Origin of the sequence: Pseudomonas sichuanensis (assembly GCF_003231305.1) — a bacterium.
Lineage (GTDB): Bacteria > Pseudomonadota > Gammaproteobacteria > Pseudomonadales > Pseudomonadaceae > Aquipseudomonas > Aquipseudomonas sichuanensis.
Map to the genome: position 1 here is coordinate 40,302 of NZ_QKVM01000017.1, position 25,623 is coordinate 65,924.

Genomic DNA, 25,623 nt, shown 5'->3' on the forward strand with positions numbered 1-25,623 from the left:
TAACGCTAATATTTCATTCAGCCATTCTCAAAACGCATGGATAAAATTTTTCGCGCGCCGTCGCTGCAAGCGCTCCAGGCGCTGATCCAGGTGGCGGATTGCAGCAGTTTTACCGAGGCCGCCCGGCAGCTGCACCTGACCCAGAGCGCGATCAGCCGGCAGATCCAGCAGCTGGAGGAGCACTACGGCGTGGCGCTGTTCGACCGCACCAGCCGCAAGGTGGCGCTCACCGACCAGGGGCGCGACGTGTATGCGGTGGCGAGCGAGTCGATGGCCGCGCTGCGCGCCCTGGCGCAACGCCTGTCGCCACCGCCGATGGACCGACCTTTTCGCATTCGCATCTTCGTCTCGCTGGCCGTGCGCTGGCTGCTGCCGCGGTTGAGCAGTTTCTATGCGCTCAACCCGGCGCTGAGCTTGTCCATCGAGACCGTCAGCGGCGAGGTGGTGGACACCAGCGGCGACTGCGATGCCTATGTGCTGTACCTGCGCGAGGGGCTGGACGAGCGTCCGTTGACGCTGTTGTTCGACGAGTACCTGCTGCCGGTCTGCGCACCTGTGCTCGGTGACGGCCAGCCACCGCCGGGTTCCCTGCAAGCGCTGGAAGGCCATGCACTGATCCATGGCTCGACCGCGCGCCATGAATGGAACCTGTGGTTGCAGGCGCACCAGGGCCAGCCCGAGCGGGCCTATCAGCACCTGATGTTCAACCTCGATGACTTGGCGTTGGATGCAGCAGCCCGTGGCCTTGGCGTGGCCATGAGTGACCGGATGCTGGCGCACGATGCCCTGGCCCGGGGCGACTTGATCGTGCCGTTTGGCGAGCCGCTACGCACGGGCGGTGTGTATGCGCTGTGGTTGCGCGACAGCGGGGTGGCGCACCCGGCCTGCAAGGCGGTGCTGCAGTGGTTTCAGACGCAACTCGAACAAACCCGGCCTGGCCCGCTCTAGTACGCGGGCCGAGCCTTTACCCAAAAGCTTCTGTAAGCTGCTGTTTCCAGCCCCGCAGAGTCCTTGAAAATGGATGCCCACTCGATTCTTGCCTTCACCCTGGTTGCCGCAATCGCCATTGCCAGCCCTGGCCCCGCAACGCTGATGGCGATCAATAACAGCCTGGCCCACGGGCAACGCAGCGCGGTGTGGTCGTCGCTGGGCAACGCCAGCGGGCTGTTCTGCCTGTCGGCGGCGGCGATGCTGGGCCTCGGCGCATTGCTGGCCAGCTCCGAATGGCTGTTCAACGCGGTGAAGATCCTCGGTGCCGGCTACCTGTTCTACCTGGGCGCCAAGCAGTTACTGAAGAAAAGCCCGATGCTGGTGGACGGCCTCGAGGAGGGCGCGAAGAAGGCCAGTCCCACGCCCGGGAAGCTGTACAAGTCGGCCTTCCTCACGGCGGTGACCAACCCCAAGGCGACCATGTTCTTCACTGCGCTGTTCCCGCAGTTCATCGACCAGGGCGCCGCGCTGCTGCCGCAGTTCCTGATCCTCACCAGCATCTTCATGGCGTTGTCGTTGGCGTCGCTGAGCCTGTATGCCGCGCTCGCCACCCGGGCCAAGGGCGTGCTGACCCGGCCGGCGCTGTCGCGCTGGGTGAGCCGAGTGGTGGGGACGACCTTCATTGGTTTTGGTGCGGCGATCTTGACCATGCGCCGGCAAGGGGTGTGAGGGGCAGGCGTAACGTCAGGCCACGGGCGTCGACACCGTGTTGACGCCCTCCAGCGTGGCAAAGGAAATGTCCTTTGCCGTGAGCAGGAAATCACTCATGTAGGGCACTTCGAGCATGTCGCTGCGAACCGCTGCGTACAGGGTGGCGTGCAGGCCTTGCTCGCCCAGGCGCTTGGCAATCACATAGCCGCGCAAGGTGTACTCGTGCACCGCCCAGTTCGGCAGGCAGCATACCCCACGGCCGCTGGCCACCAGCTGCATCATCATGATCGTCATTTCTGCGGTGCGCACCTGAGCCGGCTCGATCTCGGCCGGTTCGATGAAGCGGGTGAAGATGTCCAGGCGGTTGCGCTCGATCGGGTAGGTGATCAGGGTCTGGCTGGCGATGTCGGCAGGTTCCACATAGGGTTTTTCACGCAGGGCGTGATGCTTGTCGATGGCCAGCATGGCCTCGTAGCCGAACAGCGGCACGTAGGTGATGCCTGGCAGGGGTATGGGGTCGGAGGTCACCACGAGGTCGAGGTCCCCACGCTCCAGGGCCGGCAGCGGCGCGAACGACAACCCTGATGCCAGGTCCAGTTCGACCTCTGGCCAGGCGCTGCGAAATTCATCCAGCGAGGGCATCAGCCATTGGTAGCAGCTGTGGCACTCGATCGCGATGTGCAGCCGGTCGGCCGTGCCGCCAGCCAGTTTGCCCAGGTTGCGTTCCGTCGTGCGGATCAGCGGCAATACCTGGTCGGCCAGTTGCAGCAGCTTGAGGCCGGCGGTGGTAAAGCGCACCGGCTTGGACTTGCGCACGAACACGGGCATGCCGAGGCGGTTTTCCAGCTCGCGGAACTGGTGCGACAGCGCCGACTGCGTGAGGTGCAGGCGCTCGGCGGCGTCGGGCAGGCTGTCCGTCTCGCGCAGGGCATGGAGTGTACGAAGGTGTCTCAAGTCGATCATGAGCAGAAGGCAAAGCCTCAAGCCGCGCCAAGCGCGGCGAGGTTGCAATAGTTTCCTTTGAAATACAGCAGGGGTTGCGTAGCCGAGGCTTCATGCAGCTTGAGCGCTTTCACTTCACCGATGACGATCAGGTGATCTCCGGCTGCGTGTTCGGCGTGAATCTGGCAATCGAGCCAGTGCAGGCTGCCGGCGATGACCGGGTTACCCAAAGGCGACGCCTGCCATTGAACGCCATGCCACTTGTCCGTGCCTTTGCGGGCGAACTGGTCGGAAATCCCGACCTGCTCACCCGACAGGATATTCACCGCGAAGCGGCCCGCCTGGCGAATGCCGGGATAGCTGGCCGAGCTGGCCATCACGCTGAATGACACCAGCGGCGGGCTCATCGACACGCTATAGAACGACTGGCAGGTGAAGCCGAGCGGCTCGCCATCGATGAGCGAGGTGATGACCGTGATACCGGAGGCGTAGTGCCCGAGCGCCTCGCGAAAGTGCGAGGGCTCGATGGCTGTGGTGAAAAGTGACATGGTAGGACCTGACGTTTACCTGCCCTTAATTGGCCAGGAGTTCTCTGCGAACGATTTCTGCGCCTGCGCTCAAGGCACTCAGCTTGCCGCGGGCGACCTGACGAGGCAGGGGGGCCATGCCGCAGTTGGTGCAAGGGTAGAGCTTGTCGGCATCGACGAACTGCAGTGCCTTGCGCAGGGTATTGGCCACTTCCTCGGGTGTTTCAATGGCGTGGTTGGCCACGTCAATGGCGCCTACCATCACTTTCTTGCCGCGGATGAGCTCGATCAGGTCCATGGGGACGTGGGAGTTGTGGCATTCCAGCGAGACGATATCGATGCTGGATTTTTGCAGCTTGGGGAAGGCCTCTTCATATTGGCGCCACTCTGATCCCAGGGTCTTTTTCCAGTCGGTGTTGGCCTTGATGCCGTAGCCGTAGCAGATGTGCACGGCGGTTTCACATTTGAGACCTTCGATGGCCCGCTCCAGGGTGGCGACGCCCCATTCGTTCACCTCGTCAAAGAAGACATTGAAGGCGGGTTCGTCGAACTGGATGATGTCAACGCCGGCAGCCTCAAGCTCGCGAGCTTCCTCGTTGAGAATCTTGGCAAATTCCCAGGCCAGTTTTTCGCGGCTTTTATAGTGGTTGTCATACAGCGTATCGATCATGGTCATGGGGCCTGGCAGGGCCCATTTGATCGGCTGCCCGGTTTGCTGGCGCAAGAACTTGGCATCTTCGACAAACACTGGCTTTTGCCGCGCTACAGCACCTACCACTGTCGGTACGCTGGCGTCATAGCGATCACGGATGCGCACGGTTTCACGCTTCTCGAAATCTACGCCGCTCAAGTGCTCGATGAAGGTAGTTACAAAGTGCTGGCGGGTCTGCTCGCCGTCACTGACGATATCGATGCCGGCGTGTTGCTGCTCGTGCAATGAAAGGCGCAAGGCATCCTGTTTGCCTTCGATCAATGCCTGGTCCTGCAGTTTCCAAGGTGACCAGAGTGTCTCGGGTTGTGCCAGCCAGGAGGGCTTGGGCAAACTACCTGCCGTCGAGGTGGGTAACAGCTTTTTCATGAAGATGGCCTTGTATTTTCAATGAATCAGGCAGCGTAGTTGGCGGACCACTGCTCAAGTAGCGAGTGATAAGGTTTGATGAAGTGTTCCTCGACAAAGCGCCCCTGTTCGATAGCCAGCCGGCTACGTTCCTCTCGGTCGTAGACAATGCGCGTCAGCGAATAATCTTCATGCTTCAGGCTGGGCTGGTAGGATTTGCCTGCCGCAGAATTGGCATTGTAGATTTCGGGGCGGTAGATCTTCTGGAAGGTATCCATCGTGCTGATGGTGCTGATCAGCTCAAGGTTGCTGTAGTCACCGAGCAAGTCACCGGAAAAATAGAAGGCCAATGGCGCCACACTGTTCGGCGGCATGAAATAACGCACCTTCATGCCCATCTTGGCGAAGTACTCATCGGTCAGGGAGTGTTCATCTTGCTGATATTCAAAACCCAGTACCGGGTGCTGGTTTTCAGTGCGATGGTAGGTTTTGCTGCTGGAAACGCTCAGGCAGATGACAGGCTGCTTGGTAAAGTGCGCTTTATAGGTTGTTGAGCTGACGAAGTGCTTGAATAACTTTCCGTGCAGTTCTCCAAAGTGTTCTGGCGTGCTGAACGCAGGCTGGTCTTTATTGTGCCCCAGGAGCAGCACGCTAAAATCGTAGTCGCGCACGTAGGACGAAAAGTTGTTCCCCACCATGCCGGTCGTGCGCTCGCCGGTTTTCCGATCGACTATCTGTGTTTTCAATAGCTCGATCAAGGGCAGGCCGTTATCTGCGCTGTCGACATCCATATTCATCTCGACGGAAATGATTTCAAGCTCGACGCGGTAACGATCCCCGTTTGGATTGTCCCAGTGCGCCAGGGCATTGAAGCGGTTGTCAATCATTCGCAGGGTGTTGCGCAAGTTTTGCTGACGGCTCGCACCCCTCGCCAAGTTGGCGAAATTGGTCGTGAGACGGGTATTTTCGGAGGGCTGATAATTTTCGTCGAAGCGAATGCGCTTGATGGAAAATTCAAAATCCGTTTTCACCATGATCGGGGTCCCACTCAAATATTCATAAATACGGCTATTGGTATGTATTTTATGTGGCGGTACTGAGTGAGTGGAACTGAATTGATTTCACAAGACCTTTAGTCATGCTCATGACCGCTGCGCTGCTCAATACGACCAGCAAGGCAGCGCAGCATGGGGCGACGCAATGAAAGGCGGCTTTGGGTCGATAACGCAGCTTCGAGTGGCCTTCTGGCGCCAGGGGTCGATACTTCTCTGTACAGGCGTGCGCGCTGCGGGTTTCGCGCACTGCGGGAGGTGGTAGATGAACAAGTTATCGATTGTAGGTGCCGGGATGGTGGGCGAGGCAGCGGCCCAGGTCATTGCCCGGGAAGAGCTGTGCCGCGAGTTGATGTTGATCGATGTGCAGGGCGAGTTGGCGCAGGGCAAGGCGCTGGACGTCTGGCAGGCGGCCATCGAGTCGGGGTCCGATACCCGGGTGCTTGGCGGGTCCGATGCCGAGATGCTGCAAGGTTCCGACCTGGTGGTGATTACCGCGGGCGTGCCGCGCAAGCCAGGCCAATCGCGTCAGGATGTGCTGAGCATCAATCTGCCCATTCTCGACAGCATCCTGCTGGATATCAGGCGCCATGCACCGGCGGCGACGCTGCTGGTGGTGTCGAACCCGGTCGATGTGCTGACCTATCGGGCCTGGTCCCGCAGTGGGCTGGGGCGCGACAAGGTGTTCGGGCAGGCCGGGGTGCTGGATACCGCGCGCATGAAGTGTTTCATTGCTGAGCAAACCGGGTTTTCCGCTCGCGACATCACGGCGCTGGTACTCGGCGGCCATGGCGATAGCATGGTGCCGTTGATGCGCTACTGCGCGGTCGGTTCGGTGCCTTTGTCCCAGTTCCTGTCAACCGAGCAGATCGAGCGGATCGTGCAGCGCACCCGCCAAGGGGGCGGCGAGATTCTGGGCTTGAAGAAGCTGGGAAGCGCCTGCGATGCACCCGGTGTGGCCATCGCGCAGATGGTCGATGCCATCGCCAATGGGCGCAACCGCATTGTGCCGACGGTGGCGATCCTCGACGGCGAGTACGGTCGAAAGGATATCGCCATGGGCGTGCCCTGCGTGCTGGCAGAAGCAGGGATCAAGCGCGTGATCGAGCTGCCGCTGGATGCGCAGGAGCAGGCGATGTTCGATCATTCGGCCGACCAGGTGATGCGTGACATCGCAGAAATGAAAGCGATGTAAGCAGCTGAACGCATCGATGGGCGTCGCGTTGCCTGCGCTGGCTTCAGATCGATGAAGCGCGCAGGCATCGCAGCGCGCTCAGGCGCCTCCCTTGGCCTGCTGTTCCAGGTGCAACTGCAAGGTCGGATCGAGTTGCAGTGCGCTGGCCAGTTCGTCGAGGTAGGCCCGCTCTGCGTCCTGCTGGTCATCCACCAGCATCACGCTGGCCAGGTACATCTCCGCGGCCATGGCCGGGTCCCGAGCGGACTGAGCCACCTGCACGGCATCGAGCGGCCTGCTGACTTCCTCATCCAGCCATTGCTGCAGTTGCGGGTCGCTGGTCTGCCGTTTGATTTCGGCGTAGATCAACTGCTCTTCCTGTTCGTCGATGCGACCGTCAGCCTTGGCCGCCGCAATCAGCGCGCGCAGGATGGCATGGCTGTGATCCTCGGCCTCGGGGCCGGACAATTGATCGACAGTACGCAGCGCCTGTTGCGGGGCTGCCGCCTGGCTGCGCTGCCAGCTTTGATAGGCTTGGAACGCCATCATGCCCAGCGACGCCAGGGCCGCGTAATTGGGGCTACCCGCGGAGCGCCCCTGGCCAGCGCTGCCGCCGCCACCCAACAGGCCGCCCAGCAAGCCACCCAGGCCGCCGCCAGCCGAACTGCCGCCGCCGCCAAGCAGGCCGCCCAGCAAGCCACCCAAACCGCCCAGGCTGTCTTGCGATGAGCTGCCGCCGTTCCCTTGTTGCGCTTGCGAGCTTTGCCCGGCCCGGAGCAACTGCTCGAGCAGATCACTGGTGTTCATGGCGCCGCCCCTCGGTTGGTAGTGGTTGCCCAGACAGCAACGATAGCCCTCTCAAGGCGATCTGCCATGACCGCCTGACCGATGGGGAGCCCGGGGTAATGCTCTGTTGGAATTGCGCTGGATGCTGCCGGATCGGGCAGGGGAGGGCGTGGTGCAGGCCAACGGGCCAGCCGCCTGGCGCGTGGGTCAAGTGTCGGTGTTGCGCTGACGCGAACGTTGATAGCGGCTAAAGCCGATCTGTATCGCTGCTGCCACCAGGCACAGCAGGCCGATTTTCAGCGTCGGGTCCATGGCGTAGTGTTCGCACACTTTGCCCACGGCAATCACGCTCACGAAAATGGCGATCGGTAACAACAGCTTCTGCATCCCATACTCCTGGCATCGGGTCTTCAAGACTTGTGTGAGGTGGGCGAGGGTATCGCGTTGCCGACCAACAAGCAGCAATGCCGTGCAGCGCTTGCCGTCGCCGACGGTGCTGCTGGCCGGTATGATGGCGCCTGCGCATCAAACCCGACCTACCCGGACAACCCAATGAACCGCCAGAAAAAGATCAAGCAGCTCCTTAAAGCCCACGCGAAAAAGGCCAGTGCCAAGTTGGCGCCGCGCAAGCCCAAATACATCTGCAAGGCCGACCGCGCGAAGCTGGCTGGCGAAGCGGCTGCAGAGGCTGAGCCCCGCGTCGAAAGCTGACTCGGCTCAGCGCACCCCATCGCGGGGCAAGCCCGCTCCTACGCTCACGGCTCAGAGCACCATCACCATCTCGTGCCAGGCCATGCCGCCATGGTCGGAAGCCGAAGGCTTGACGTAGCGATAGCCCATGCGCGCATACAGCTCGACGTGGCGCTCCTTGCACATCAGGTGAAGGGTGCGCTTGCCCATCGCCTGCATGCGCTCGACGAAGGTGCGCATCATCAGGCTGGCATAGCCTTTGCCCTGGTGGGCCGGGTCGATCACCACCGACATGATCACGGCGTTGGGCGCCGCGCTGTCATGGCCCACCAGCTTCTTGAACGCCTCGTCGGACATCACCACCTGATGGGCGCAGCCACAGTTGATGAAGCCGATCACTTCCCCCGCCAGTTCCATGATCAGGAAGCCTTGCGGGTACTGGGCAATGCGGGTGGCGATCTTTTCGCGGGTGGCGGCTTCGTCGCCTTCATAGGCGCTGATTTCGATTTCGAAGCAACGGTCGACGTCGGCAGGGGTGGCGGTGCGGAAGGCGGGGAGGGGCATGGCGGTCTCGGGTAAAGAATCAGAGGCCGCCATGATAGAAAATGCAGAGGGAGGGTGCTGCAAAGATTTTTCAGCCATCACGGGCCAGCTACCCCGGATTACCCGCCCGAAGTTGTGCCGCATCGATCTTGCACACCATATCGCGCAACTTCCCGATCAGCGACTGGCGTTCCAACGGCCCCCATTGCGCAATATCGTTCTTGCGTGCCACTTCATCCCCCAGAGCAAAGGGCTGGGAGAAATACACCCGGCCGAACTGTGCCATTTCGTCACGCTCGCAGTTGATCACCCGGGTCGCCCGGGAACTGCGGATCGCTGGAGGTTTATCGTCGGTGGCAGCGGGCCTGAGGTAATTGTTGATCAGGTAGAACTGGCGCAAATACCGATTGCCCTGGTACAGGGCGACGGAATCGGCGTCGAAGTAGGTTGCCAGTTCGGCGTCCTCCAGCAGTTTGAACATGCCTTTAGGGACCGTGGCCGGTGCTTCGGCCACGGCTTTGTGCGGCACAGTGCCGTGGGCGCATCCGCCCAGCAGCACTACCGCGGCCAGGCATGGCAGGCGCTTCATCGTGTGGTTCCTTGCGCCACATCCGGGCGTTCCTGCTGCAACAGACGCTCATCGACGCTGCCCTGCAACGAACAGAGCAAGCGCGTCTTGCCGTCCTCGACGCTGAGCATCAGGAGCTTTTCCGCAGAGCCCGCCGCCGGAGCGATGCCCTCGGCAGCGGAGGTATTGTCCTGCCAGGCGGAATTGGCGTTCAGCTTGATCCGTGGTCTGGAAATGAAGTACTCACCGGCTTGCTGCCAGTTGGCCTGCGGCAACTTGGCCATGACTTGCTCGCGGCTGGCATCGATTTCGAAACCCCAGAAGTAGTAAGTGCCTTGCTCGCCCAGGTCCATGACCCGGTCGTAGTAGCTGGTCAGGCGCAGGCCCTGGTCGTCGACAGCGGGGGTGAAGTGCTGGAACGCTGTGTCGAAGTTGCGGCGGTCCGACACCGGCAGCCAGGCCAGGCCGCGCTGATCGTCGCGGGCCAGCTTGACGGTCTTGCTCAGGTCGGCGCGCTGAGCGTACAGGTGTTTGAAGAATGACGGCTCACACGAAACCAGGTTTTCGCTGAGGCCGCTGGCCAGTGCATTACCGGAACACATTGCGAGGAAAAGGGGCAGGACCGCTTTGCTGCAGGAGAAGGATAAAAGGCGACGCATGTCCATTGCTTGGAGATTCCTGGTGGAGTGAAAGGACGCGATATTAATAGCGTCAGGACGCTGTTACAAACTCAGAAGCTACCAGCCTTGCGCATGTGGCCCAGCCCCCGCCAATGCCGGAAACAGCGGCAGCACCTCTTCGGCCAGCTCCTGAATCACCTCTTGCGCCGGGCGCCGGGCCATCTGCACGCCCAGTGCCGCATGGTTGACCCCGGCCTCGCGCCATTCCCTCAGCAAATCGACCAACCCGTGGCGCCCGGTGCGCAGCACATAGCCGCCTTGCTGCGGCGTACGCGGGTAGTGCGGGTTGTCGTCCAGGTCGATCCATTCGTTGGTCATGTGCGGACGGAACCCGCCGCCGGGGATCGCCGCGCGCCAGGCGCGGATCTTTTCGGCCAGGCGGCGTGGGCCGAGGCTGTTGTGGGTGGCGTCGGGGTAGGTGAGCCAGCCGTTGGCATGCTCGCCCAGCCATTGCAGGCTCTGGCGCGACGAGCCGGTCACTACCAGTGGGATGCGCCCGCTGACGGGCCTGGGCAGCAGCCGGGCAGTGCTGAGTTGCCCCAGCGGTGAGTCGACCGGCCCGGGGTGTTCGGCCAGCAGCCGGCGGAAGTAGTCCACGCTCTGAGCGAAGCGCTCGCCACGGCTGTGGTGGTCAATCCCGTAGGCGGGGAACTCTACCGGTCGGTCACCCGATGCGATGCCCAGCACCAGGCGCCCGCCTGAAAGGCAGTCGAGGGTGGCGGCGGCCTTGGCCAAGTCGATGGGGTGGCGCAAGGCGAAGATCGCGCTGCCGGTCACCAGGGCGATGTGTCGGGTGTGGGCGGCCAGGTAGGCCAGGTAAGCGAAGGGGTCGAACACCTGCCCGGCATCGCCGAAAGCTGGGTCGAACAACGGCACGTCGCGCACCCAGGCTGCCGCGAAGCCCAGCCGGTCAATCTCGCTGACCAGTTGCGCCTGCCCTTGGAGCACCGCCATGTCGCCGTCATAGAAGCGCAGCGGCAGGAATATGCCCAGGCTCAACTGGTCGGGGGCGAACATGCGCCGGTAGCCGGGGTGATGGGCGAAGGCGGCGGCATTGGCGCCGCAGGGTGTGGTGTGCATGACCGTTCCTTGGTTGATGAGGGGTTTCATGGGCCGGTGGCCGGGGCGGGCAGGCGCAGGCCACGCTGCACGGCGGGGCGCTGGTCGACTTGCCGGTACCAGCGGTTGAGGTGCGAGTGGCTGCTGAAATCGAAGCCCACCAACGCTGCGATATGTAGCCAGGCGAAGGTGGCGATGTCGGCGATCGAATAGGCTTCGCCAGCTAGCCACGGTCGGGTGGCCAGGTGCTGGTCGAGCGTGGCGAAGGTGCTCTCGGTAAGGTGGCGATAGCGTTGGATAGCCGCAGGGAAGGGCGTGGCCTCGAAGCATTCGAAGTGCACGCGCTGGCCAAGCAAAGGCCCCATGCTGGCGCTGTGGTACATCAGCCAGGTGATCGCCGCCCAGCGTGGCTGCGGTTGCGGGGGGAGCAACTGGCCACTGAGCTGCGCCAGGTACAAAAGGATGGCGGCAGACTCGAACAGCACGATATCGGCGTTGCGGTCGACCAGCACCGGGATACGCCCCGCCGGGTTGAGTGCGAGAAAGGCCGGTTGCAGGTGCTCGCCGTGCTCGATGTTGACGTGCTCCAGGCGGTAGGGCAGGCCCATTTCTTCGAGGGCGATGGTGATCTTGAAGCCGTTGGGCGAGCTGTCGGTGTAGAGAACGAGGATGGGGTCGTGCATGCTGGCTAACCTCAGGGAAACTAACGTAAGTTGTTTGGCCTGAGCGCTATCCTATGCATGTTGTAAGAGATGGAAAAACGATAGCTTCAGCAGTCAGCATTAGCTTTTCTAATTCAAGGAATCCCATGGGTGCTGTTCTGCCATTACTCGCCTTGCGTGCCTTCACCGAAACCACCCGCCTGGGCAGCCTCAAAGCTGCCGCCGAGCACATGGGCGTCACCCCGGGGGCCATCAGCCAGCAGATCCGCCAGTTGGAGGATCGCCTCGGCGTCACCCTGCTGACCCGCAGCCGCCATGGCCTGCAGCTCACCGAGGCCGGGGCGAGCCTGTACCCCGGCCTCTCACGCGGTTTCGGCCAGATCGAGCGCGCGCTGCTCGACCTGGAGATCCAGACCAACGCCAACACCCTGACCATCAGCACCCAGCCCTCGTTCGCCGCGAGTTGGCTGGTGCCACGTCTGGCCAGTTTCAGGGCGCAGCACCCCGGCATCGAGGTGCGCGTGGAGGCGACGGCGCGGCTGGTCGACCTGCAGCGCGAACGCATCGACATCGCCTTGCGCCATGGCCTGGGCGACTACCCCGGGCTGGAGTCGAAAGCGCTGCTGGCGCCCGTGCTGCTGCCGGTGGCCAGCCCCGCGCTGCTCGCCAGCGGGCCGGCGCTGCACGCCCCTGAGGATTGCCTGCACTACCCGCTGCTGCAGGATGCCGAGCGTACCGACTGGGCGCTGTGGTTGCAGGCTCACGGTGTCGAGGCCGACAGCCGCAGCCGCCGCGGGCCGAGCTATGACGAGGACCTGCTGTTGCTGCGTGCCGCCGCCAGCGGTCAGGGCATCGCTCTGGTGCAGGCGCAGCTCGCCGAAGACGACCTGCGCAGCGGCAGGCTGGTGGTGGCCGTTGACCGACCCTGGCCATCACGCTTTGCGTACTATTTGGTCGCCCGCAAGGAGAATTTGAAGCGGCCGCAGGTGCGGGCCTTCGTCGACTGGATCGAGGCGCAGCTTGGCACCCCTGACCCGGCCAGCAACCTTGAGCTGCAGGCCGGGGATTTGCTTCGACGAAAAAACGCGACCCCACGAACACAACAGAATTGATCTGATAATAGTTATCATTTATGGTGCCGTCCTCGCCCCGGAGGACACCCGTGATTAACGACGATCTGAGCCAGGTCTATGCCGAGCACAACGGATGGCTCAAGCAATGGCTGTACCGCCGGCTGGGCTGCTCGGCCCAGGCTGCCGACCTGGCACAGGACACCTTCCTGCGGTTGCTCCAGGCCCAACAGAAAACCGGCGCCAGCCTCAGCCTGCAAAAGCCCCGTGCCTACCTGGCAACGGTGAGCCGCCGCCTGGTTTACGACCATTTCCGCCGCCAGTCCCTGGAGCGCGCCTACCTGGACATGCTCGCGCAAATGCCCGAACTTCTGGCGCTGTCCGCCGAAGAGCTGTGGGCCATGCGCGAAACCCTGCAGCAACTCGATGCGCTGCTCGACACCTTCAAGCCGATGGTGCGTTCGGTGTTTCTGCTGGTGCAGCTGGAGGGCCTGACCTACGTCGAGGTGGCGCGCCGCCTGGGTATCGGAGAGCGGACCGTGAAACGGCACATGGCCTGCGCACTGGAAGCCTGCATCCTGTTCGATGAAGACGACTGATGGCCGGCAACCCGACCCGCATCAGCCCTGAGGTGGCCCGGCAAGCGGCCCACTGGCACATGCTGATGCTCGACGACGGTGTCAGCCCGGCACAACGTGACGCCTGCACCCGCTGGCGCGCGGCCGCGCCCGAGCATGAGCGGGCCTGGCAGAAAGCACAGCGGGTGCAGGCGCAACTGGGCCTGCTGCCGCACCGGCTGGCCATGGGCACGCTGGACCGTGAGCGCCGGCAGGTACTCCGGCAACTGCTGGCGCTGGCGATCGTCGCGCCGCTTGGCTACCTGGGCTATCGCCAGCTGGCGCCGCAAGCGGCCTATGCCACCCAGGTTGGCCAACACCAACAGTTGACGCTGGCCGATGGCACCGTGCTGGACCTGAACACCGACACCCGCGTCGATGTCGACTTCGACGATGATCAGCGCCTCATCACCCTGCGTGCGGGCGAGATCCTGGTCGACAGCGGGCCCGACGCCAACAGCCTGGGCCACCGGCCATTGCGCGTTGTCAGCGCGCAAGGCCTGATGGAGGCCCTGGGCACTCGCTTCGTGGTCCGCCAACGCGAAGGCTGCACGCAATTGAGCGTACTCCAGGGCCAGGTGCTGGTGATGCCGGCTGATGGCGCGCGGCAAACCCTCGAAGCCGGCCAGCGGATCACCTTCGACGGCCAAGGCCGAGGTGCGCTGGACGTCGCGCGCGAACAGGACAGCCAGTGGGTCCGCGGCCAGCTGGTTGTCGAGGGCATGCCGCTGCGGGTGTTCCTGGAAGAGCTGGGGCGCTATCGACCGGGCTGGTTGAGGTGCCAGGCCGACGTGGCGCACCTGCTGATCAGCGGCGTTTTCCAGCTGGAGAACACCGACGCGATTCTGGCCGCGCTGCCCGCAACCTTGCCGGTGCAAGTCGATTTCCGCACGCGCTATTGGGTCACCGTCACGGCACGCGAATAAGAATTGGCCCGATTTCCCAACTCGTCAGTCCTTAACTGTGGAACTGCCACACATACAAGGACAATTTCTCGATGATTCGCGCTTCATCTCCGGTCTCGACGGCCGCACTCACATTCGCCAGGCCACGCCCCTTGAACGCTCGCCGGGTACTTGCGCTGAGCGCCTTGGCCATTGCCTTGCAGGGCATCGGCGTATCGGCCTTGGCTGCCCCCGTCCAGGCCCCCCACGCCTACAGCATCGCTTCCGGTAGCCTGGCCCAGGTGCTGGCGCGGTTTGCCAGTGAAGGCGGCATCACCTTGCAATACACCTCGCAACTGACCCACGGCCTTTCCAGCCCTGGCCTGCAAGGGCGGTACGGCATCGAGGACGGCTTCCAGCAACTGCTGGCCGGTAGCGGGCTGCGGGCTGTACGACGCGGGGATGGCGTCTACGGCCTGGAGCCGCAGCCGCTGAACGCCACGTCCGGGGGCACCGCGTTGAACCTGGAGCCGCTGAACATCACAGGCCGCCAGGACTCGGCAACCACCGAGGACAGCGGCAGCTACACCAGCAACGCCGTTACCATCGGCAAGTCCACCCATCGCCTCAAGGACATCCCGCAGTCGGTCAGCGTGGTCACGCGCAAGGCGATGGACGACCAGCGCCTCGACACCCTCGACCAGGTGCTGGAGAAAACCACTGGCGTCACCACCTACCAGAGCCCGTCCGGCGGCAAGTACATCTACTCGCGCGGTTTCGAGGTGGAAACCATCCAGTACGACGGCGTCCCGCTCGACCGCCGCTACTACGCCATCGGCAGCAGCTTCACCTCCGATACCTTGCTGTACGACCGCGTGGAAGTGCTGCGCGGGGCCAACGGCCTGCTGCAGGGCAGCGGCAACCCCGGTGCGGCCATCAACCTGGTGCGCAAGCGGCCAAAAGCCGAGCCAGCGCTTTCCGTCACTGCCAGCGCTGGCTCCTGGGACACCTATCGGCAAACGCTGGACGCCAGCGCGCCGCTGACCGCTGACGGCAGGTTGCGCGGGCGCCTGGTGGCCGGCCACGAAGACCGCGACTACTTCTACGACACTGCAGAAAGTCGCAAAAACGTGCTTTACGGCATTGTCGAGTTCGACCTGAGCGATGCCACGACCCTGGCTGCCGGCGCCAGCGTCGAAGACCTGCACTCGGTGCCGTTCTTCAGCGGCCTGCCGCGCAACAAGGACGGTAGCGCGATCAACGCGGGGCGCTCCATCTTCACCGGCGCCGACTGGAACAGGTGGAACAACAAGCAGACTACTTACTTCGCCGATATCACCCATGACTTCAACGAAGACTGGCGCCTGAAGGCTTCCGGCAGCTACATCCGCGAAACCAACGACATTCTCTACAGCTTCGGCCGCGGCGCCGTCGACCCGGCAACCGGCAACGGCATGCAGTCGCGCGCCTACCTTTACGATTTCGAAAACATCAACCAGGGCGCCGACATCAACCTCACCGGCAAGTGGCGGGCCTTCGGCCTCGAGCACGAGGTGGTGGTGGGCGCCAACGCCAGTGACCTGAAGACCGACGACTTGCAGGGCGGCCTGCTCAACCTCGGGCCGATCAACCTCTACAACCCGGTGTCGCCCCGTGAGCCGAGCATGGAGGAACTGCTGGGCACCACCTACGCCGGTAGTTCCCACGGCAAGATTCGCCAGAATGGCGTCTACAGCGTGGTGCGCTACAAGCTGACCGAGCCGCTGACCCTGGTGCTGGGCGGGCGCGTCAGCAACTACCAGTACGACTACGAGCTCAGCCGGTTCACCACCAAGTCACCTGACCCGGCCCACGCCAAGCACACCGGCGAATTCACCCCGTACGGCGGCCTCATCTACGCGCTGAACGAGCAATGGTCGGCCTACGTCAGCTACGCCGACATCTTCAAGCCGCAGACCGAGCTCAGCGAAGACGTCGCCTCGCTCAAGCCCATCGAAGGCACCAACTACGAGGTCGGCCTCAAAGGCGAGTTGCTCGATGGCCGGGTGAACACCAGCCTTGCGCTGTTCCGCGTGGATCAGGAAAACCGTGCCCAGTACGACTACAACTCGGTGTGCGGGCAGAAGGGTGAGAGCAACTGCTATGTGGCCGGTGGCAAGGTCCGCGCCGAGGGCTTCGACGCCGAGATCAGCGGTGAAGTGCTGACCGGCCTGCAACTGTTCGCGGGCTATACCTACACCTCGACCAAGTTCCTCAACAACCCGGGTGACGGCACCACGGCCTCCGGTGCCACCTTCAACAGCTATACGCCGCGTCACCTGCTGCGCTTCTGGGGTGACTACAACCTGCCCGGTGACCTGGCGCCCTGGACCATTGGTGCGGGCGCCAACATCCAGAGCAGGAACTACAACACCAACTTTGGCGGTACCGGTGGGGTAGGCGATATCGAGCAAGCCGGCTATGCCATCTGGAACGCCCGCCTGGCCTACCAGATCAACCGCAACTTCAGCGTCGCGCTGAACGGCAACAACCTGTTCGACAAGAAATACTATTCCTCGATCGGTTGGCTGAACGCCAGCAACCAGTATGGCGAGCCGCGCAACTACACGGTGACCTTGAAGGCTGATTTCTGAGGCCGATTGCCTGGCTGCGGTTTCGCCGGGCAATACAGGCCAGGGGCGATTGCCCGCATGGGCGCCTTAGCCAACCTGGGCCAGTGCCACACAGCGCCGTGCGAGCACATCGGTAGGGTCGACCAAGGCCACACGGGTGATACCGATCAGCAAGTCATCGGCCTGCGCAAGCAACAACGGCAGCTCCGTGCAGCCGAGGATCAATACCGTGGCACCTCGCTGCACCAGGTGCGCCGCGGCCATGAGCAGATCGTCCTTGCACTGGCCGCTGGTGTACCCGGCTTTGACGCCCTGGGTGCCGTAGATCGAGCGCATCACCAACGCCTGCGCAGGCTCATCAGGCACCATCAGATCCAGGCCGGCCCGCTCTGCCGCGGCGTGGTACACCCGGCTTTGCAGGGTGCCGGAAGTTGCCAGCAGGCCGACCTGCCTGGAGACCCCGTACGCCTGCCGAATGAACGCGATGGTTTCCGTCGGCATGTTGATGATCGGGATCTGCAGATGCCCCTGGATACGTTCGACATAGGCATGCGCGGTGTTGCAGGGAATGGCGATGGCCTTGGCGCCTTCGCATTCCAGGCGCTTGCAGGTCGCGTACATCGCCACCGTCGGGTCCGTTTCCTGACGCAGCAGGTTGGCCGTTCGGTCGGGAATCTGGGGGTTCTGCTCGACCACCATCTTGATGTGCTCCTGGTCCCTGCTGGCCTTCGTGTTCTTGACCACCTTGGCCATGAAGTCCACGGTCGCCGCCGGGCCGACCCCGCCGACAATGCCCAGTTTGAATGGCACGGTGGCGCGTGCCGATTCGCTGGAGGTCGCGTAGTCGGCATACACCTGGTTCACATCGATACAGCGCAGGCCGCGCCGGTGCAGGTCCGCCACCACCAGGGAAATTTCAGTCATGCCCGGCAGCAGCAGGTGTGCCCCTTGGTTGTTAAGGTCCTGGCAGGCCTGGTGAAGCCGCTCCAGCGTAACCCCGTCGAAGTGACCGGCCTTGATGCCCGCGGGGCCGTATACGGCCTCCATCAGCGCTGCCTGGCTGGCCGGCGATGGATACACCAGCTCGAAGTCAGCGCCGAAGTGCTGCTCGAACAAGCCCGCAGCGCGGACGTAGTCCGAGGTCAGCACGCCAAGGCGGGCACCCGGCTCAGCCACTTCGGCCAGGTACTGCTTCAGTGCTGCCATCAAGTCGACAACCGGGATGCCCAGTTCCGCTTTCAGCTCCCCCATGAACGTCTGGCTGACGAAGCACGGAACCAGCACGGCATCCGCCTCGCTGTCGGCGTAGCCCTGACAGGCCTGGAACACGTACAGCTTGCGCGAGGTCATGTTGGCGTCAGCGCACAGTGGCAGCGACAGGTCGTTGAAGGGGTGTTGCTCGAACAGCAAGTGATAGCGGCCCTGATCCGCGAGCACAGGCGCACTCTTGAGCAACTTGAGGAACAAGTCCCCTCCCGCCAGCGAACCCAGGCCGCCAATGATGCCAAGCGTACGAGCGGATTGATGTTTTCTTGAAGGTTTCATGTTCAGTTCAACCAGGCAGTGAAGGGGGAATCAGGCGTTCTGTGGGCGGATATCGGCGGCGTGCGCTTGAGGGGTGTTGCCGTGCTTGCTCTCCAGGTTGGCAATCACTGCCGTGGCAATACTGTTACCCACCACGTTGGTGGCGGTGCGGCCCATGTCGAGGAACTGGTCGATCGCCAGGATCAACAGCAGGCCCGCTTCGGGCAGGTGAAACATGGGCAGGGTGGCTGCGACCACCACCACCGAAGCACGGGCAACGCCGGCCATGCCCTTGCTGGTGATCATCAGGGTCAGCAGGATCAGCAGTTGCTGGGCAAACGACAGCTCGACGTTGTAGGCCTGGGCGATGAACATGATGGCAAAGGCCTGATACATCATCGAACCGTCCAGGTTGAAGGAATAACCCAGTGGCAGGACGAAGCTTGAGACGCGCTTGGGGGCACCGAATTTTTCCAGTGCATCGATGGTCTTGGGGTAGGCCGACTCACTGCTGGCCGTGGAAAACGCCAGCAATACCGGTTCACGGATCAGCTTGCCGAGCTTGAATACCGGGCGGCCGAGGAAGCCGTAGCCAACCGCGAACAGTGCCAGCCAGAGCAGCAGGATGCCGATGTAGAACTGGCCGATCAGCTTGCCGTAATCGAACAGCAGGCCGATGCCTTGGGTGGTCACCGCAGCGGCGAGGGCGGCAAACACACCGACGGGGGCAAACATCATCACGTAGTCGGTAATGCGGAACATCACCTTGGCCAGGTCATCGACCAGGTCGCCGATTTTCTCGTTGCCCTGTTTCTTCACATAGGCCAGTGCCAGGCCGAAGAACAGCGAGAACACGACTATCTGCAGGATCTCGTTGTTGGCCATGGCTTCGGCAATGCTGCGCGGGAAGACATGGCTGATGAACGTCTTGAGGCTGAAATCACCGGCGTTGACGGTCACCGTGCTGGCCGCCTGGGCCTGCTGGATACTCAGGTTGAGGTCAGCCCCGGGCTGGAAGACATTGACCAGCAACATGCCCAGGGCCAGCGAGAACAACGAGGCACAGACGAACCAGGTCATCGAGCGCAGGCCGATGCGGCCTACCGAGCCGGAGTTGCCCAGGCTGCTGATGCCGGCCACCAGGGTGGCGAACACCAGGGGGGCGATGATCATCTTGATCATGCGCAGGAAGATGTCGGTGACCAGGCTGAAGTAGCCGGCAATCTCCTTGGCCGAATCAGGGCTGGCTGCAAAGGTGTTGCAACCCCAACCGACGACGATGCCAAGCATGATTGCCACGGCGATGTATTTGGGTAGTTTCTTGTTGTTCATCTCGACCTCATTGTTTTTGGGCGCGTCATCGCTCGTCCGGCGCTGTAGCTACAGCGCCAGGCCAGGTGTCGGGTCAGTCAGCGATTGGTGATCGGGCAAGCTTCGACGGCGGTCAGCGCAGGCTGAAACCGACAATCCAAAAGGCTGCGAAGGATGTTCATGGCTGCCTCGTTTCAGCCAACGCGCTCAGATTACGCCGAGTGCCTCGATGAGTTGATGAGGAAGCGCGATAGTTTGATGCGTTAATTTCATAGTTGTTGAAGAGCGGCCAATGTCGGCTAAATTTTTTCATCAGGCAGTTAAAATTCTTTATCTCCAGGCTTGCTTCTGGCTCACCGTTCAAGGCTGGCCTGGAGTGGCGCTTTGAACAGTGCAAAGCTTTCAGGGAAACGCTGTTGCCGATCGAGTCAACGTCGAACATTTGCCCGAGCCTGCCATGCAAACCAAGTGGATAGATGACCTGCTAGCGGTCGCCGAAACCAAGAACTTCTCCCGTGCCGCCGAGATCCGCTGCATCACCCAGTCGGCGTTGTCACGTCGGATCAAGTCGCTCGAGGAGTGGGTGGGCGTCGACCTCGTCGACCGCGGTACTTATCCTGTGCAGTTGACCAAGGCCGGCCAGATCTTCTGCAGCGAAGGGCGCGAAGCCCTGTCGGCCTTCATGGACCTGCGCTCCTCCTTGCGCCGTGGCGAGCGCATGCCTGGGCGCTCGATCCAGGTGATCGCCGGCCATACGCTGTCGATGACCTTCGTGCCGAAATGGTTTGCCGGGTTTCAGCGGCGCTACGGCTATTTCAACGCCCGGGTGCTGGCAGCCAACGTGCAGGAGGCGGTGATCGCTCTGGCCGAGGGTGGCTGCGACCTGATGATCGGCTACAGCCACCCGCGCGCGCCGATCGTGCTTGACCCGGACAAGTTCATCGGCCTGCGCCTGGGCCTCGATGCGTTCTTTCCGGTCTCGGCCCCCGACGCTCAAGGCCGGCCTTTATTCGAACTGCCAGGCATCCCTGACCAACCCATTCCCTATCTTGCGTACACCGCAACCTCGTTCCTCGGGCGGGTGGTCGACGTGGTTATCCAGGCTGAACAACGCCAGCCCGGGCTCAACCGTTTTTATGAAGCCGACATGGCCATGCACCTGTTGCGCATGGCGCGCGAAGGCTACGGCATCACCTGGGTCCCCGAATCGGCGGTGGAAGAGGAGATTGCCGCAGGCAAACTGGTGCGCGCGGGCGGGCCTGAATGGTCTGCGCAGCTGGAGATCTGGTCGTTTCGCTCCATCGGCAATACCAACCAGACGATGCTGGACCTGTGGAAGTCGCTGGAGAAGGACACGCGCTGACGGCTCGGCGCATGGGGCGCTGTATGCAGCAAATGCAGCCGGTCTGTATCTATCGCTGAGTGTTGCGCAGCGATACGTTCGAGCCCCTCATCAAAAGGAGTCGAACATGCAACTGACCGCCATCCCCTTCGGCACTACCGACTGGTCGCAGATCGAGCCTGTCGCGCACCCCGGCGAGGTAGGCACAGCGTACTGGCGCACCTGCCAGTTCGGCAGCATCCGTGTGCGACAGGTGGAGTACAGCGCCGGCTACGTCGCCGACCATTGGTGCAGCAAGGGCCATATCCTGCTGTGCCTGGAGGGCCAGCTGGACACCGAACTGGACGATGGTCGGCGCTTCACGCTCAAGGCCGGCATGAGCTACCAGGTGGGCGACAACGCCGAGGCGCATCGCTCATCCACCTTGACCGGGGCCAAGTTGTTCATCGTGGATTGAAAGGTTGCCGCTCGTTGGTGCGCCAGTATCATTGACGCCGGCATGCACCAGATTCAGGGAAACCATGTTCGACCACTATTTGCAGCGATGGGATCTGAGCGTCGATGGCGAGGCGTTTACCTCGCTGAACGGCCATCTCCTGCCCGTTCGCCAGCGCGGTACTCCCGCCATGTTGAAAATCTCACAGGTGCCCGAAGAGCAGGCCGGCAGCCTGCTCATGGCCTGGTGGGGCGGGGTAGGGGCGGCGCCGGTACTGGCCCACGATGGCGAAGCCTTGCTGATGGCGCGTGCGCAGGGCTCGGCCTCGCTGGTGCAGATGGTCGCGGGCGGCCAGGACGACGAGGCCACGCGCATCCTCTGTGCGGTAGCTGGCCGACTGCATGCGCCCCGTGCCAGACCGAGCCCGGCACTGGTGCCGCTGGCGCAATGGTTCGAGGCATTGTTGAGCGGGGCGGCCAGCCAGGGTGGCATTTTTGTGCACTGCGCCAGCACCGCGCGGGAGCTGCTGTCGGCGCCGCGCGATGTCAGGGTGCTGCACGGCGATATCCACCATGGCAACGTGCTGGATTTCGGCTCGCTCGGTTGGCTCGCCATCGACCCCAAGGGGCTGTATGGCGAGCGTGGCTTCGATTACGCGAACCTGTTCTGCAACCCCGACGCTGACAGCGCCCTGGCGCCCGGGCGGTTCGCGCGCCGGGTCGAGATCGTTGCACAGGCCGCCGGTATCGAGCGGCGCAGGCTCCTGCAATGGGTGCTTGCGTGGGCTGGGTTGTCGGCTATCTGGATGCTTGAAGACGGCATCACGCCTGGCAGTAACCTTGAGGTGGCGAAACGGGCGGCTTCGGCGTTGGGTATCGGTGAATAGAGGTGGCGGTAGACGCTCCATGCGCTATTGAGTCCTACAGAATTGAATCTGAATTTCCCTATTTCGAGTAGTCCATTTCCGAAGCATCCTTAGCCCGCTTTTGCACCATCGCAGTGGCGACTAGGCTCGTCCGGTCGTTGCAAATTCAACGACCGGGTCTGCAAGCCTGCGCGGTATTACGATGGTGCTCACCATGAGCTTCGGCGCTTCGCCGTGGGTCTCGTTTTATGGTGGCTACGTGCGGGTGACCTTTGGTCAGCCGGGTTTTCGCCTCGTAATGCCCCGGTCTTGCAGGCCCGTACGTAGCTGCCACCCTTTACCTGCAAGTGAAGGGCAGGCGGCCTGACTTCCGCATTACGAGGTGTTTATGCTCAAGATCGTCCCTGATCCACCCCATCCCACCGATTCCCCTCACGCCCTTGAAGACACCCTGGTCAACGCCACCGAGTACCTCATGTGCGCCCTGGCCGTCGCCCTCCATGCCTTCAGCACGCTGCCCAAATCACCCGCCACGATGATGCTGCTGACCGTGGTGCACGAGCTCGATGCTGCCCGCACACTGCTGGAGTCGGCGTTGGCGCAGGTGCAGATGAGTGCGCGACCACAGGTGGACACGCGGCACTAGGCGCAAGGCGCAAGGCTTTGCGATCCGCTGTCATTGAGCCCAAAAGCAATCATTGTGGGAGCGGGTTTATCGAGGCGTCGAACCGCCGCGAACACCGGCACAGCCGGTGCCATCCACCGCGGCGCCTGCTTCGCGGGTAAACCCGCTCCCACAGAGTTCGTGTCAGCTTCAGGAAATGAGTAAGTGCAGTACGTTCGCAATGGCAGCAATGGGTCGCAAGCCACCGGTCAGCACTGGCTGCTTTCGACCCAAAGCTGCCGGTGAGGCTGGCAGTGATTCTGTGGGAGCGGGCTTGTCCCGCGAAGAGGCCGGCTCATGAAAAGGAGTAGCCTGGCACGGGCTACGCCCGTGTTCGCGGGGCAAGCCCGCTCCCACAAGTACTCTGCTGACTTCACCGGCCGCTATGGGGCACATCGTTTCCAGTCATGCCCAACCGGTGCTTACGCGCATCAGAAGTTGTATTTGATACCCGTCATGATGTTGCGAGGCGCACCGTACATGCCGTGATCGCCGGCATAGCTGAGGTATTCGCGGTCGAACAGGTTGTTCAGGTTGATCGATGCACTCAGGTGCTGGTTGAAGTCGTAGCGCGCCAGAAGGTTGGTAACGGCGTAGCTGCCCTGGGTGAAGGTGTGCAGGTCGGCACCGGTCTTGCTCTGCCAGTTCACGCCGCCGCCTAGGGTGACCTTGTTCAGAATCCCCGGCAGGCGATAGCTGGTGAAGGTCTTGAGGCTGTGGCGCGGCAAGGTGGTAACGATGCGCTGATCATCAGCGTCGGTGCTGACCGCGTAGGCATAACCGGCGGATGCCTGCCAGCCCTCGGCAAGTTCGCCGTCCAGGGTGAATTCGACACCTTTGGTGGTGGTGCCTTGTTCGGACTTGTAGGTGTTGCCGCCCGGGGTGTCGATCCAGATCGCCAGGTTGTCCTGCTCGATCTTGAACAATGCGACGCTGGAGTTCAGCTTGCCGTCGAAGTGGCTGCCCTTGATGCCCACTTCGTAGCCGGTACCTTCCATCGGGTCCAGCGGCTTGTTGTCGATGTCGCGAACCCAGGAGGATTGCGGGTTGAAGATTTTCGTATAGCTGGCATACAGCGACCATGTGTCGTTGACGTCGTACACCACGCCGGCATACGGAATGTAGACGCCGGTTTCCGATTCCTCGGTCTTGGTGTGCGCGGCATCATAGGGTTTGTCTTCGATATCGCGATGCCAGTCGACCACGCGGCTGCCCAACAGGATGCTCAGGTCATCGGTGGCGTGCAGACGTGTGGCCAGGTAGGCGGCGTACTGGGTTTCGTCGGTGGTGGATTTACCGGTGACATTGAACGGTGGTTTCAGCGAGTCGCCATTCCAGTTCAGCAGGTTGTCGATTGCGCCAGCGGGCGAGCCCGAATAGTCGTATTTCCAGCCACCGTAGCTGGGCACGCTTTCGTAGTAGTGGGACAAGGTCACGCCAGCGATCACTTCGTGCTCGCGGCCCAGCAGGCTGAACGGGCCGGTCAGGTAGGCATCGATGTTGTTCTGTCGCGGGATGCCAGAGAAACGCACCGGCAACTGGGTGGTGCCACTGCCGTCCGGGTTGAGGCCGCCGTTGACGTAGTTGAAAACCTCGTCGAACTTGTTCTCGGTGTGGGTGAACTCGACCTTGCCGCTCCAGCCACTGGCGAACTGCTGTTCGATCGAGGTGAAAAAGCTGGTCTGTTCATGGTCGTTGTAGGACCAGGACTGCGCCGAATTGAGCGAGCGCTTGAGGTTGGCGCGCGAGCCGTCGGTGAAGCGGGTGGGCAGGCCGGAGCGCATGGGCGAGTCGACGTTGGTGCGCTGGTAGCTGAAGCCCATGGTCAGCAGGGTGTCTTCAGTCAGGTCGAATTCGGTGATGCCGTAGATCAGTTGCGAGTCCTGCTTGTAACGGTCGATCCAGGACTGTTCGGTCTTGAAGTCGGCGACCAGGCGACCGCGCACGTTGCCGGTTTCGGTCAGCGGGCCGGATACATCGAAACCTGTGCCATAGCGATCCCAGGTGCCGGCTTCGGCGCTGATGCTGGCCTGGGCCTCGGCAGTGGGGCGCTTGCGGATCAGGTTGATGGTCGCTGAAGGGCTGCCCAGGCCGCTGATCAGGCCGGTAGCCCCGCGGACCACTTCCACGCGGTCATACATGGCCATGCTCTGGGTGTAGTTGTCCATGCGCTTGACGGTGGGCACGCCGTCGATTTCGAAGTTCTGAATTTCGAAGCCGCGCGAGAAGTAGCCGTCGGATTCTGCGCCCTGGCCGTCGCGCAGCACGATGATGCCGGGGGTGGCATCGAGGGTGTCGCTGAGGTTGGTGAGGCGCTGGTCATCCAGGCGCTGGCGCGTCATGACGGTCAGCGTTTGCGGTGTTTCCTGGGGCGTGAGGTTCAGGCGGGTCGAGCTGCTGGACGAGTAGGTGGTGTAGAGCCCGGTACCCTCGGTGGTCGAGCCAGGTGCCTTGCCGGAGATCGAAATGCTCTGCAGCTCAAGGGCGCCTGACGCCTGCGCCCGCTCGATGACGTAGCGCCCATCCGGCTGGCGAACCGCAACCAGTTGGCTGCCTGCAAGCAGTGCCTGTAGAGCCTCGTCGACGGTGTAGTCACCGCGCAGGCCCTGGCTGCTTTGCCCGGCGATCAAGTCGTTGGGGAACGACAACAACAAGTGAGCTTGCTGGCCCAGGCGATTGAGCGCAGTGCCCAAAGGTGCTGGAGGGATGTCGTAGTGCTGCACGTTGCTGTCGACGGCGGCCCACACGGGTGATGCGGCGCCGGCCATGACCGCCGCGGCGCAGCCGAGGGCAGTCAGGAGCGTGGTGGTGTGGGATGACGAAATGCTGCGGTGATGCATGTGATGTCCCCGATGAGCTTGATGTATGGCCTATGAGTCTCGCCAGAAATCAAAACGGCTCATCGGGGACGACAATT

The 25,623-nt window shown here is 62.5% G+C and carries 26 protein-coding genes; 12 read left to right on the plus strand and 14 right to left on the minus strand.

Annotation, left to right across the window (positions count from 1 at the left end; all coding sequences use genetic code 11):
* The first annotated feature begins 36 nt into the window (after positions 1 to 36).
* Both DM373_RS11245 and DM373_RS11250 read left to right on the plus strand, forming a co-directional pair.
* Positions 37 to 948 (plus strand): LysR substrate-binding domain-containing protein, encoded by a 912-nt coding sequence (locus DM373_RS11245; RefSeq protein WP_110993638.1) that lies wholly within the window; start codon positions 37 to 39, stop codon positions 946 to 948.
* 69 nt (positions 949 to 1,017) lie between these two features.
* Positions 1,018 to 1,659, plus strand: a complete 642-nt coding sequence (locus DM373_RS11250) for a LysE family translocator (protein ID WP_110993639.1) — start codon at positions 1,018 to 1,020, stop codon at positions 1,657 to 1,659.
* Between the two features lie 15 nt (positions 1,660 to 1,674).
* Here DM373_RS11250 and DM373_RS11255 read toward each other — a convergent pair whose 3' ends face one another.
* From DM373_RS11255 to DM373_RS11270, 4 genes are read right to left on the minus strand one after another with little or no spacing between them, the layout of a single operon-like run.
* Positions 1,675 to 2,604, minus strand: coding sequence for a LysR family transcriptional regulator (locus DM373_RS11255; protein ID WP_110993640.1), 930 nt, complete (start codon positions 2,602 to 2,604; stop codon positions 1,675 to 1,677).
* 17 nt (positions 2,605 to 2,621) lie between these two features.
* Positions 2,622 to 3,131, minus strand: coding sequence for a flavin reductase family protein (locus tag DM373_RS11260; RefSeq protein ID WP_110993641.1), 510 nt, complete (start codon positions 3,129 to 3,131; stop codon positions 2,622 to 2,624).
* 25 nt (positions 3,132 to 3,156) lie between these two features.
* The gene (locus DM373_RS11265; protein WP_110993642.1) at positions 3,157 to 4,188 is read right to left on the minus strand and encodes a methionine synthase; all 1,032 of its coding nucleotides are present in this window, start codon (positions 4,186 to 4,188) and stop codon (positions 3,157 to 3,159) included.
* A gap of 26 nt (positions 4,189 to 4,214) precedes the next feature.
* Entirely contained in the window at positions 4,215 to 5,201 is a 987-nt protein-coding gene (locus DM373_RS11270; RefSeq protein WP_425272576.1) for a DUF1852 domain-containing protein, read from the minus strand.
* A gap of 283 nt (positions 5,202 to 5,484) precedes the next feature.
* On the opposite strand from DM373_RS11270, the gene DM373_RS11275 reads away from it, so the two are divergent.
* Positions 5,485 to 6,414 (plus strand): malate dehydrogenase, encoded by a 930-nt coding sequence (locus tag DM373_RS11275; RefSeq protein WP_110993643.1) that lies wholly within the window; start codon positions 5,485 to 5,487, stop codon positions 6,412 to 6,414.
* 78 nt (positions 6,415 to 6,492) lie between these two features.
* Here DM373_RS11275 and DM373_RS11280 read toward each other — a convergent pair whose 3' ends face one another.
* Positions 6,493 to 7,200: a tellurite resistance TerB family protein gene (locus tag DM373_RS11280; RefSeq protein WP_110993644.1), complete on the minus strand. Its 708-nt coding sequence runs from the start codon at positions 7,198 to 7,200 to the stop codon at positions 6,493 to 6,495.
* 186 nt (positions 7,201 to 7,386) lie between these two features.
* Complete coding sequence (locus tag DM373_RS11285) at positions 7,387 to 7,566, minus strand: hypothetical protein (RefSeq protein WP_110993645.1); 180 nt, start codon at positions 7,564 to 7,566, stop codon at positions 7,387 to 7,389.
* A 165-nt stretch (positions 7,567 to 7,731) separates the two neighbouring features.
* Here DM373_RS11285 and DM373_RS11290 point away from each other — a divergent pair, with 165 nt between their 5' ends.
* The gene (locus DM373_RS11290) at positions 7,732 to 7,890 is read left to right on the plus strand and encodes a DUF2986 domain-containing protein (RefSeq protein ID WP_110993710.1); all 159 of its coding nucleotides are present in this window, start codon (positions 7,732 to 7,734) and stop codon (positions 7,888 to 7,890) included.
* A gap of 51 nt (positions 7,891 to 7,941) precedes the next feature.
* On the opposite strand, the gene DM373_RS11295 is transcribed toward DM373_RS11290, so the two are convergent.
* The 5 genes from DM373_RS11295 to DM373_RS11315 all read right to left on the minus strand — a co-directional run bounded on the left by DM373_RS11295 (position 7,942) and on the right by DM373_RS11315 (position 11,402).
* A complete protein-coding gene (locus DM373_RS11295) occupies positions 7,942 to 8,433 on the minus strand; it encodes a GNAT family N-acetyltransferase (protein ID WP_110993646.1) in 492 nt (163 codons plus the stop codon).
* Between the two features lie 88 nt (positions 8,434 to 8,521).
* Complete coding sequence (locus DM373_RS11300) at positions 8,522 to 9,001, minus strand: surface-adhesin E family protein (protein WP_110993647.1); 480 nt, start codon at positions 8,999 to 9,001, stop codon at positions 8,522 to 8,524.
* On the minus strand, positions 8,998 to 9,645 hold the full coding sequence (locus DM373_RS11305; protein ID WP_110993648.1) for a hypothetical protein: 648 nt from the start codon (positions 9,643 to 9,645) through the stop codon (positions 8,998 to 9,000). The genes DM373_RS11300 and DM373_RS11305 overlap by 4 nt, the downstream gene beginning before the upstream one ends.
* Before the next feature lie 72 nt (positions 9,646 to 9,717).
* The gene (locus tag DM373_RS11310) at positions 9,718 to 10,740 is read right to left on the minus strand and encodes an LLM class oxidoreductase (RefSeq protein WP_110993649.1); all 1,023 of its coding nucleotides are present in this window, start codon (positions 10,738 to 10,740) and stop codon (positions 9,718 to 9,720) included.
* Between the two features lie 26 nt (positions 10,741 to 10,766).
* Complete coding sequence (locus tag DM373_RS11315; RefSeq protein ID WP_110993650.1) at positions 10,767 to 11,402, minus strand: glutathione S-transferase family protein; 636 nt, start codon at positions 11,400 to 11,402, stop codon at positions 10,767 to 10,769.
* 125 nt (positions 11,403 to 11,527) lie between these two features.
* On the opposite strand from DM373_RS11315, the gene gcvA reads away from it, so the two are divergent.
* From gcvA to DM373_RS11335, 4 genes are all read left to right on the plus strand, one after another.
* Positions 11,528 to 12,493, plus strand: a complete 966-nt coding sequence (gene gcvA, locus DM373_RS11320; protein ID WP_110993651.1) for a transcriptional regulator GcvA — start codon at positions 11,528 to 11,530, stop codon at positions 12,491 to 12,493.
* Between the two features lie 20 nt (positions 12,494 to 12,513).
* A complete protein-coding gene (locus DM373_RS11325) occupies positions 12,514 to 13,050 on the plus strand; it encodes a sigma-70 family RNA polymerase sigma factor (RefSeq protein WP_167409826.1) in 537 nt (178 codons plus the stop codon).
* The gene (locus DM373_RS11330; RefSeq protein ID WP_110993653.1) at positions 13,050 to 13,994 is read left to right on the plus strand and encodes a FecR domain-containing protein; all 945 of its coding nucleotides are present in this window, start codon (positions 13,050 to 13,052) and stop codon (positions 13,992 to 13,994) included. Before DM373_RS11325 ends, DM373_RS11330 begins: the two co-directional genes overlap by 1 nt.
* 131 nt (positions 13,995 to 14,125) lie before the next feature.
* Positions 14,126 to 16,585, plus strand: coding sequence for a TonB-dependent siderophore receptor (locus DM373_RS11335; RefSeq protein WP_244215062.1), 2,460 nt, complete (start codon positions 14,126 to 14,128; stop codon positions 16,583 to 16,585).
* Between the two features lie 66 nt (positions 16,586 to 16,651).
* On the opposite strand, the gene cuyB is transcribed toward DM373_RS11335, so the two are convergent.
* On the minus strand, positions 16,652 to 18,109 hold the full coding sequence (cuyB, locus tag DM373_RS11340; protein ID WP_110993655.1) for a cysteate racemase: 1,458 nt from the start codon (positions 18,107 to 18,109) through the stop codon (positions 16,652 to 16,654).
* Between the two features lie 30 nt (positions 18,110 to 18,139).
* A complete protein-coding gene (locus DM373_RS11345) occupies positions 18,140 to 19,420 on the minus strand; it encodes a dicarboxylate/amino acid:cation symporter (protein ID WP_110993656.1) in 1,281 nt (426 codons plus the stop codon).
* A 436-nt stretch (positions 19,421 to 19,856) separates the two neighbouring features.
* On the opposite strand from DM373_RS11345, the gene DM373_RS11350 reads away from it, so the two are divergent.
* From DM373_RS11350 to DM373_RS11365, 4 genes are all read left to right on the plus strand, one after another.
* The gene (locus DM373_RS11350) at positions 19,857 to 20,762 is read left to right on the plus strand and encodes a LysR substrate-binding domain-containing protein (RefSeq protein WP_110993657.1); all 906 of its coding nucleotides are present in this window, start codon (positions 19,857 to 19,859) and stop codon (positions 20,760 to 20,762) included.
* A gap of 106 nt (positions 20,763 to 20,868) precedes the next feature.
* Entirely contained in the window at positions 20,869 to 21,198 is a 330-nt protein-coding gene (locus DM373_RS11355) for a DHCW motif cupin fold protein (protein WP_110993658.1), read from the plus strand.
* Between the two features lie 64 nt (positions 21,199 to 21,262).
* A complete protein-coding gene (locus DM373_RS11360; RefSeq protein ID WP_110993659.1) occupies positions 21,263 to 22,063 on the plus strand; it encodes an aminoglycoside phosphotransferase family protein in 801 nt (266 codons plus the stop codon).
* Between the two features lie 367 nt (positions 22,064 to 22,430).
* Complete coding sequence (locus tag DM373_RS11365) at positions 22,431 to 22,688, plus strand: hypothetical protein (protein WP_110993660.1); 258 nt, start codon at positions 22,431 to 22,433, stop codon at positions 22,686 to 22,688.
* Between the two features lie 449 nt (positions 22,689 to 23,137).
* On the opposite strand, the gene DM373_RS11380 is transcribed toward DM373_RS11365, so the two are convergent.
* Positions 23,138 to 25,546 (minus strand): TonB-dependent siderophore receptor, encoded by a 2,409-nt coding sequence (locus DM373_RS11380; protein WP_208642792.1) that lies wholly within the window; start codon positions 25,544 to 25,546, stop codon positions 23,138 to 23,140.
* Positions 25,547 to 25,623 lie beyond the last annotated feature (77 nt).

Bases quoted from the DNA above. Each gene is read 5' to 3' on its own strand.
- DM373_RS11355 (WP_110993658.1), top strand. From the start codon at position 20,869: ATGCAACTGACCGCCATCCCCTTCGGCACTACCGACTGGTCGCAGATC.
- DM373_RS11245 (WP_110993638.1), top strand. From the start codon at position 37: ATGGATAAAATTTTTCGCGCGCCGTCGCTGCAAGCGCTCCAGGCGCTG.
- DM373_RS11250 (WP_110993639.1), top strand. From the start codon at position 1,018: ATGGATGCCCACTCGATTCTTGCCTTCACCCTGGTTGCCGCAATCGCC.
- DM373_RS11295 (WP_110993646.1), bottom strand. From the start codon at position 8,433: ATGCCCCTCCCCGCCTTCCGCACCGCCACCCCTGCCGACGTCGACCGT.
- DM373_RS11315 (WP_110993650.1), bottom strand. From the start codon at position 11,402: ATGCACGACCCCATCCTCGTTCTCTACACCGACAGCTCGCCCAACGGC.
- DM373_RS11360 (WP_110993659.1), top strand. From the start codon at position 21,263: ATGTTCGACCACTATTTGCAGCGATGGGATCTGAGCGTCGATGGCGAG.
- DM373_RS11330 (WP_110993653.1), top strand. From the start codon at position 13,050: ATGGCCGGCAACCCGACCCGCATCAGCCCTGAGGTGGCCCGGCAAGCG.
- DM373_RS11280 (WP_110993644.1), bottom strand. From the start codon at position 7,200: ATGAACACCAGTGATCTGCTCGAGCAGTTGCTCCGGGCCGGGCAAAGC.
- DM373_RS11255 (WP_110993640.1), bottom strand. From the start codon at position 2,604: ATGATCGACTTGAGACACCTTCGTACACTCCATGCCCTGCGCGAGACG.
- DM373_RS11310 (WP_110993649.1), bottom strand. From the start codon at position 10,740: ATGCACACCACACCCTGCGGCGCCAATGCCGCCGCCTTCGCCCATCAC.
- DM373_RS11325 (WP_167409826.1), top strand. From the start codon at position 12,514: ATGGTGCCGTCCTCGCCCCGGAGGACACCCGTGATTAACGACGATCTG.
- DM373_RS11380 (WP_208642792.1), bottom strand. From the start codon at position 25,546: ATGCATCACCGCAGCATTTCGTCATCCCACACCACCACGCTCCTGACT.
- DM373_RS11285 (WP_110993645.1), bottom strand. From the start codon at position 7,566: ATGCAGAAGCTGTTGTTACCGATCGCCATTTTCGTGAGCGTGATTGCC.
- DM373_RS11260 (WP_110993641.1), bottom strand. From the start codon at position 3,131: ATGTCACTTTTCACCACAGCCATCGAGCCCTCGCACTTTCGCGAGGCG.
- DM373_RS11270 (WP_425272576.1), bottom strand. From the start codon at position 5,201: ATGGTGAAAACGGATTTTGAATTTTCCATCAAGCGCATTCGCTTCGAC.
- DM373_RS11275 (WP_110993643.1), top strand. From the start codon at position 5,485: ATGAACAAGTTATCGATTGTAGGTGCCGGGATGGTGGGCGAGGCAGCG.
- DM373_RS11290 (WP_110993710.1), top strand. From the start codon at position 7,732: ATGAACCGCCAGAAAAAGATCAAGCAGCTCCTTAAAGCCCACGCGAAA.
- DM373_RS11300 (WP_110993647.1), bottom strand. From the start codon at position 9,001: ATGAAGCGCCTGCCATGCCTGGCCGCGGTAGTGCTGCTGGGCGGATGC.
- DM373_RS11345 (WP_110993656.1), bottom strand. From the start codon at position 19,420: ATGAACAACAAGAAACTACCCAAATACATCGCCGTGGCAATCATGCTT.
- DM373_RS11265 (WP_110993642.1), bottom strand. From the start codon at position 4,188: ATGAAAAAGCTGTTACCCACCTCGACGGCAGGTAGTTTGCCCAAGCCC.
- DM373_RS11365 (WP_110993660.1), top strand. From the start codon at position 22,431: ATGCTCAAGATCGTCCCTGATCCACCCCATCCCACCGATTCCCCTCAC.
- DM373_RS11305 (WP_110993648.1), bottom strand. From the start codon at position 9,645: ATGGACATGCGTCGCCTTTTATCCTTCTCCTGCAGCAAAGCGGTCCTG.
- gcvA (WP_110993651.1), top strand. From the start codon at position 11,528: ATGGGTGCTGTTCTGCCATTACTCGCCTTGCGTGCCTTCACCGAAACC.
- cuyB (WP_110993655.1), bottom strand. From the start codon at position 18,109: ATGAAACCTTCAAGAAAACATCAATCCGCTCGTACGCTTGGCATCATT.
- DM373_RS11350 (WP_110993657.1), top strand. From the start codon at position 19,857: ATGCAAACCAAGTGGATAGATGACCTGCTAGCGGTCGCCGAAACCAAG.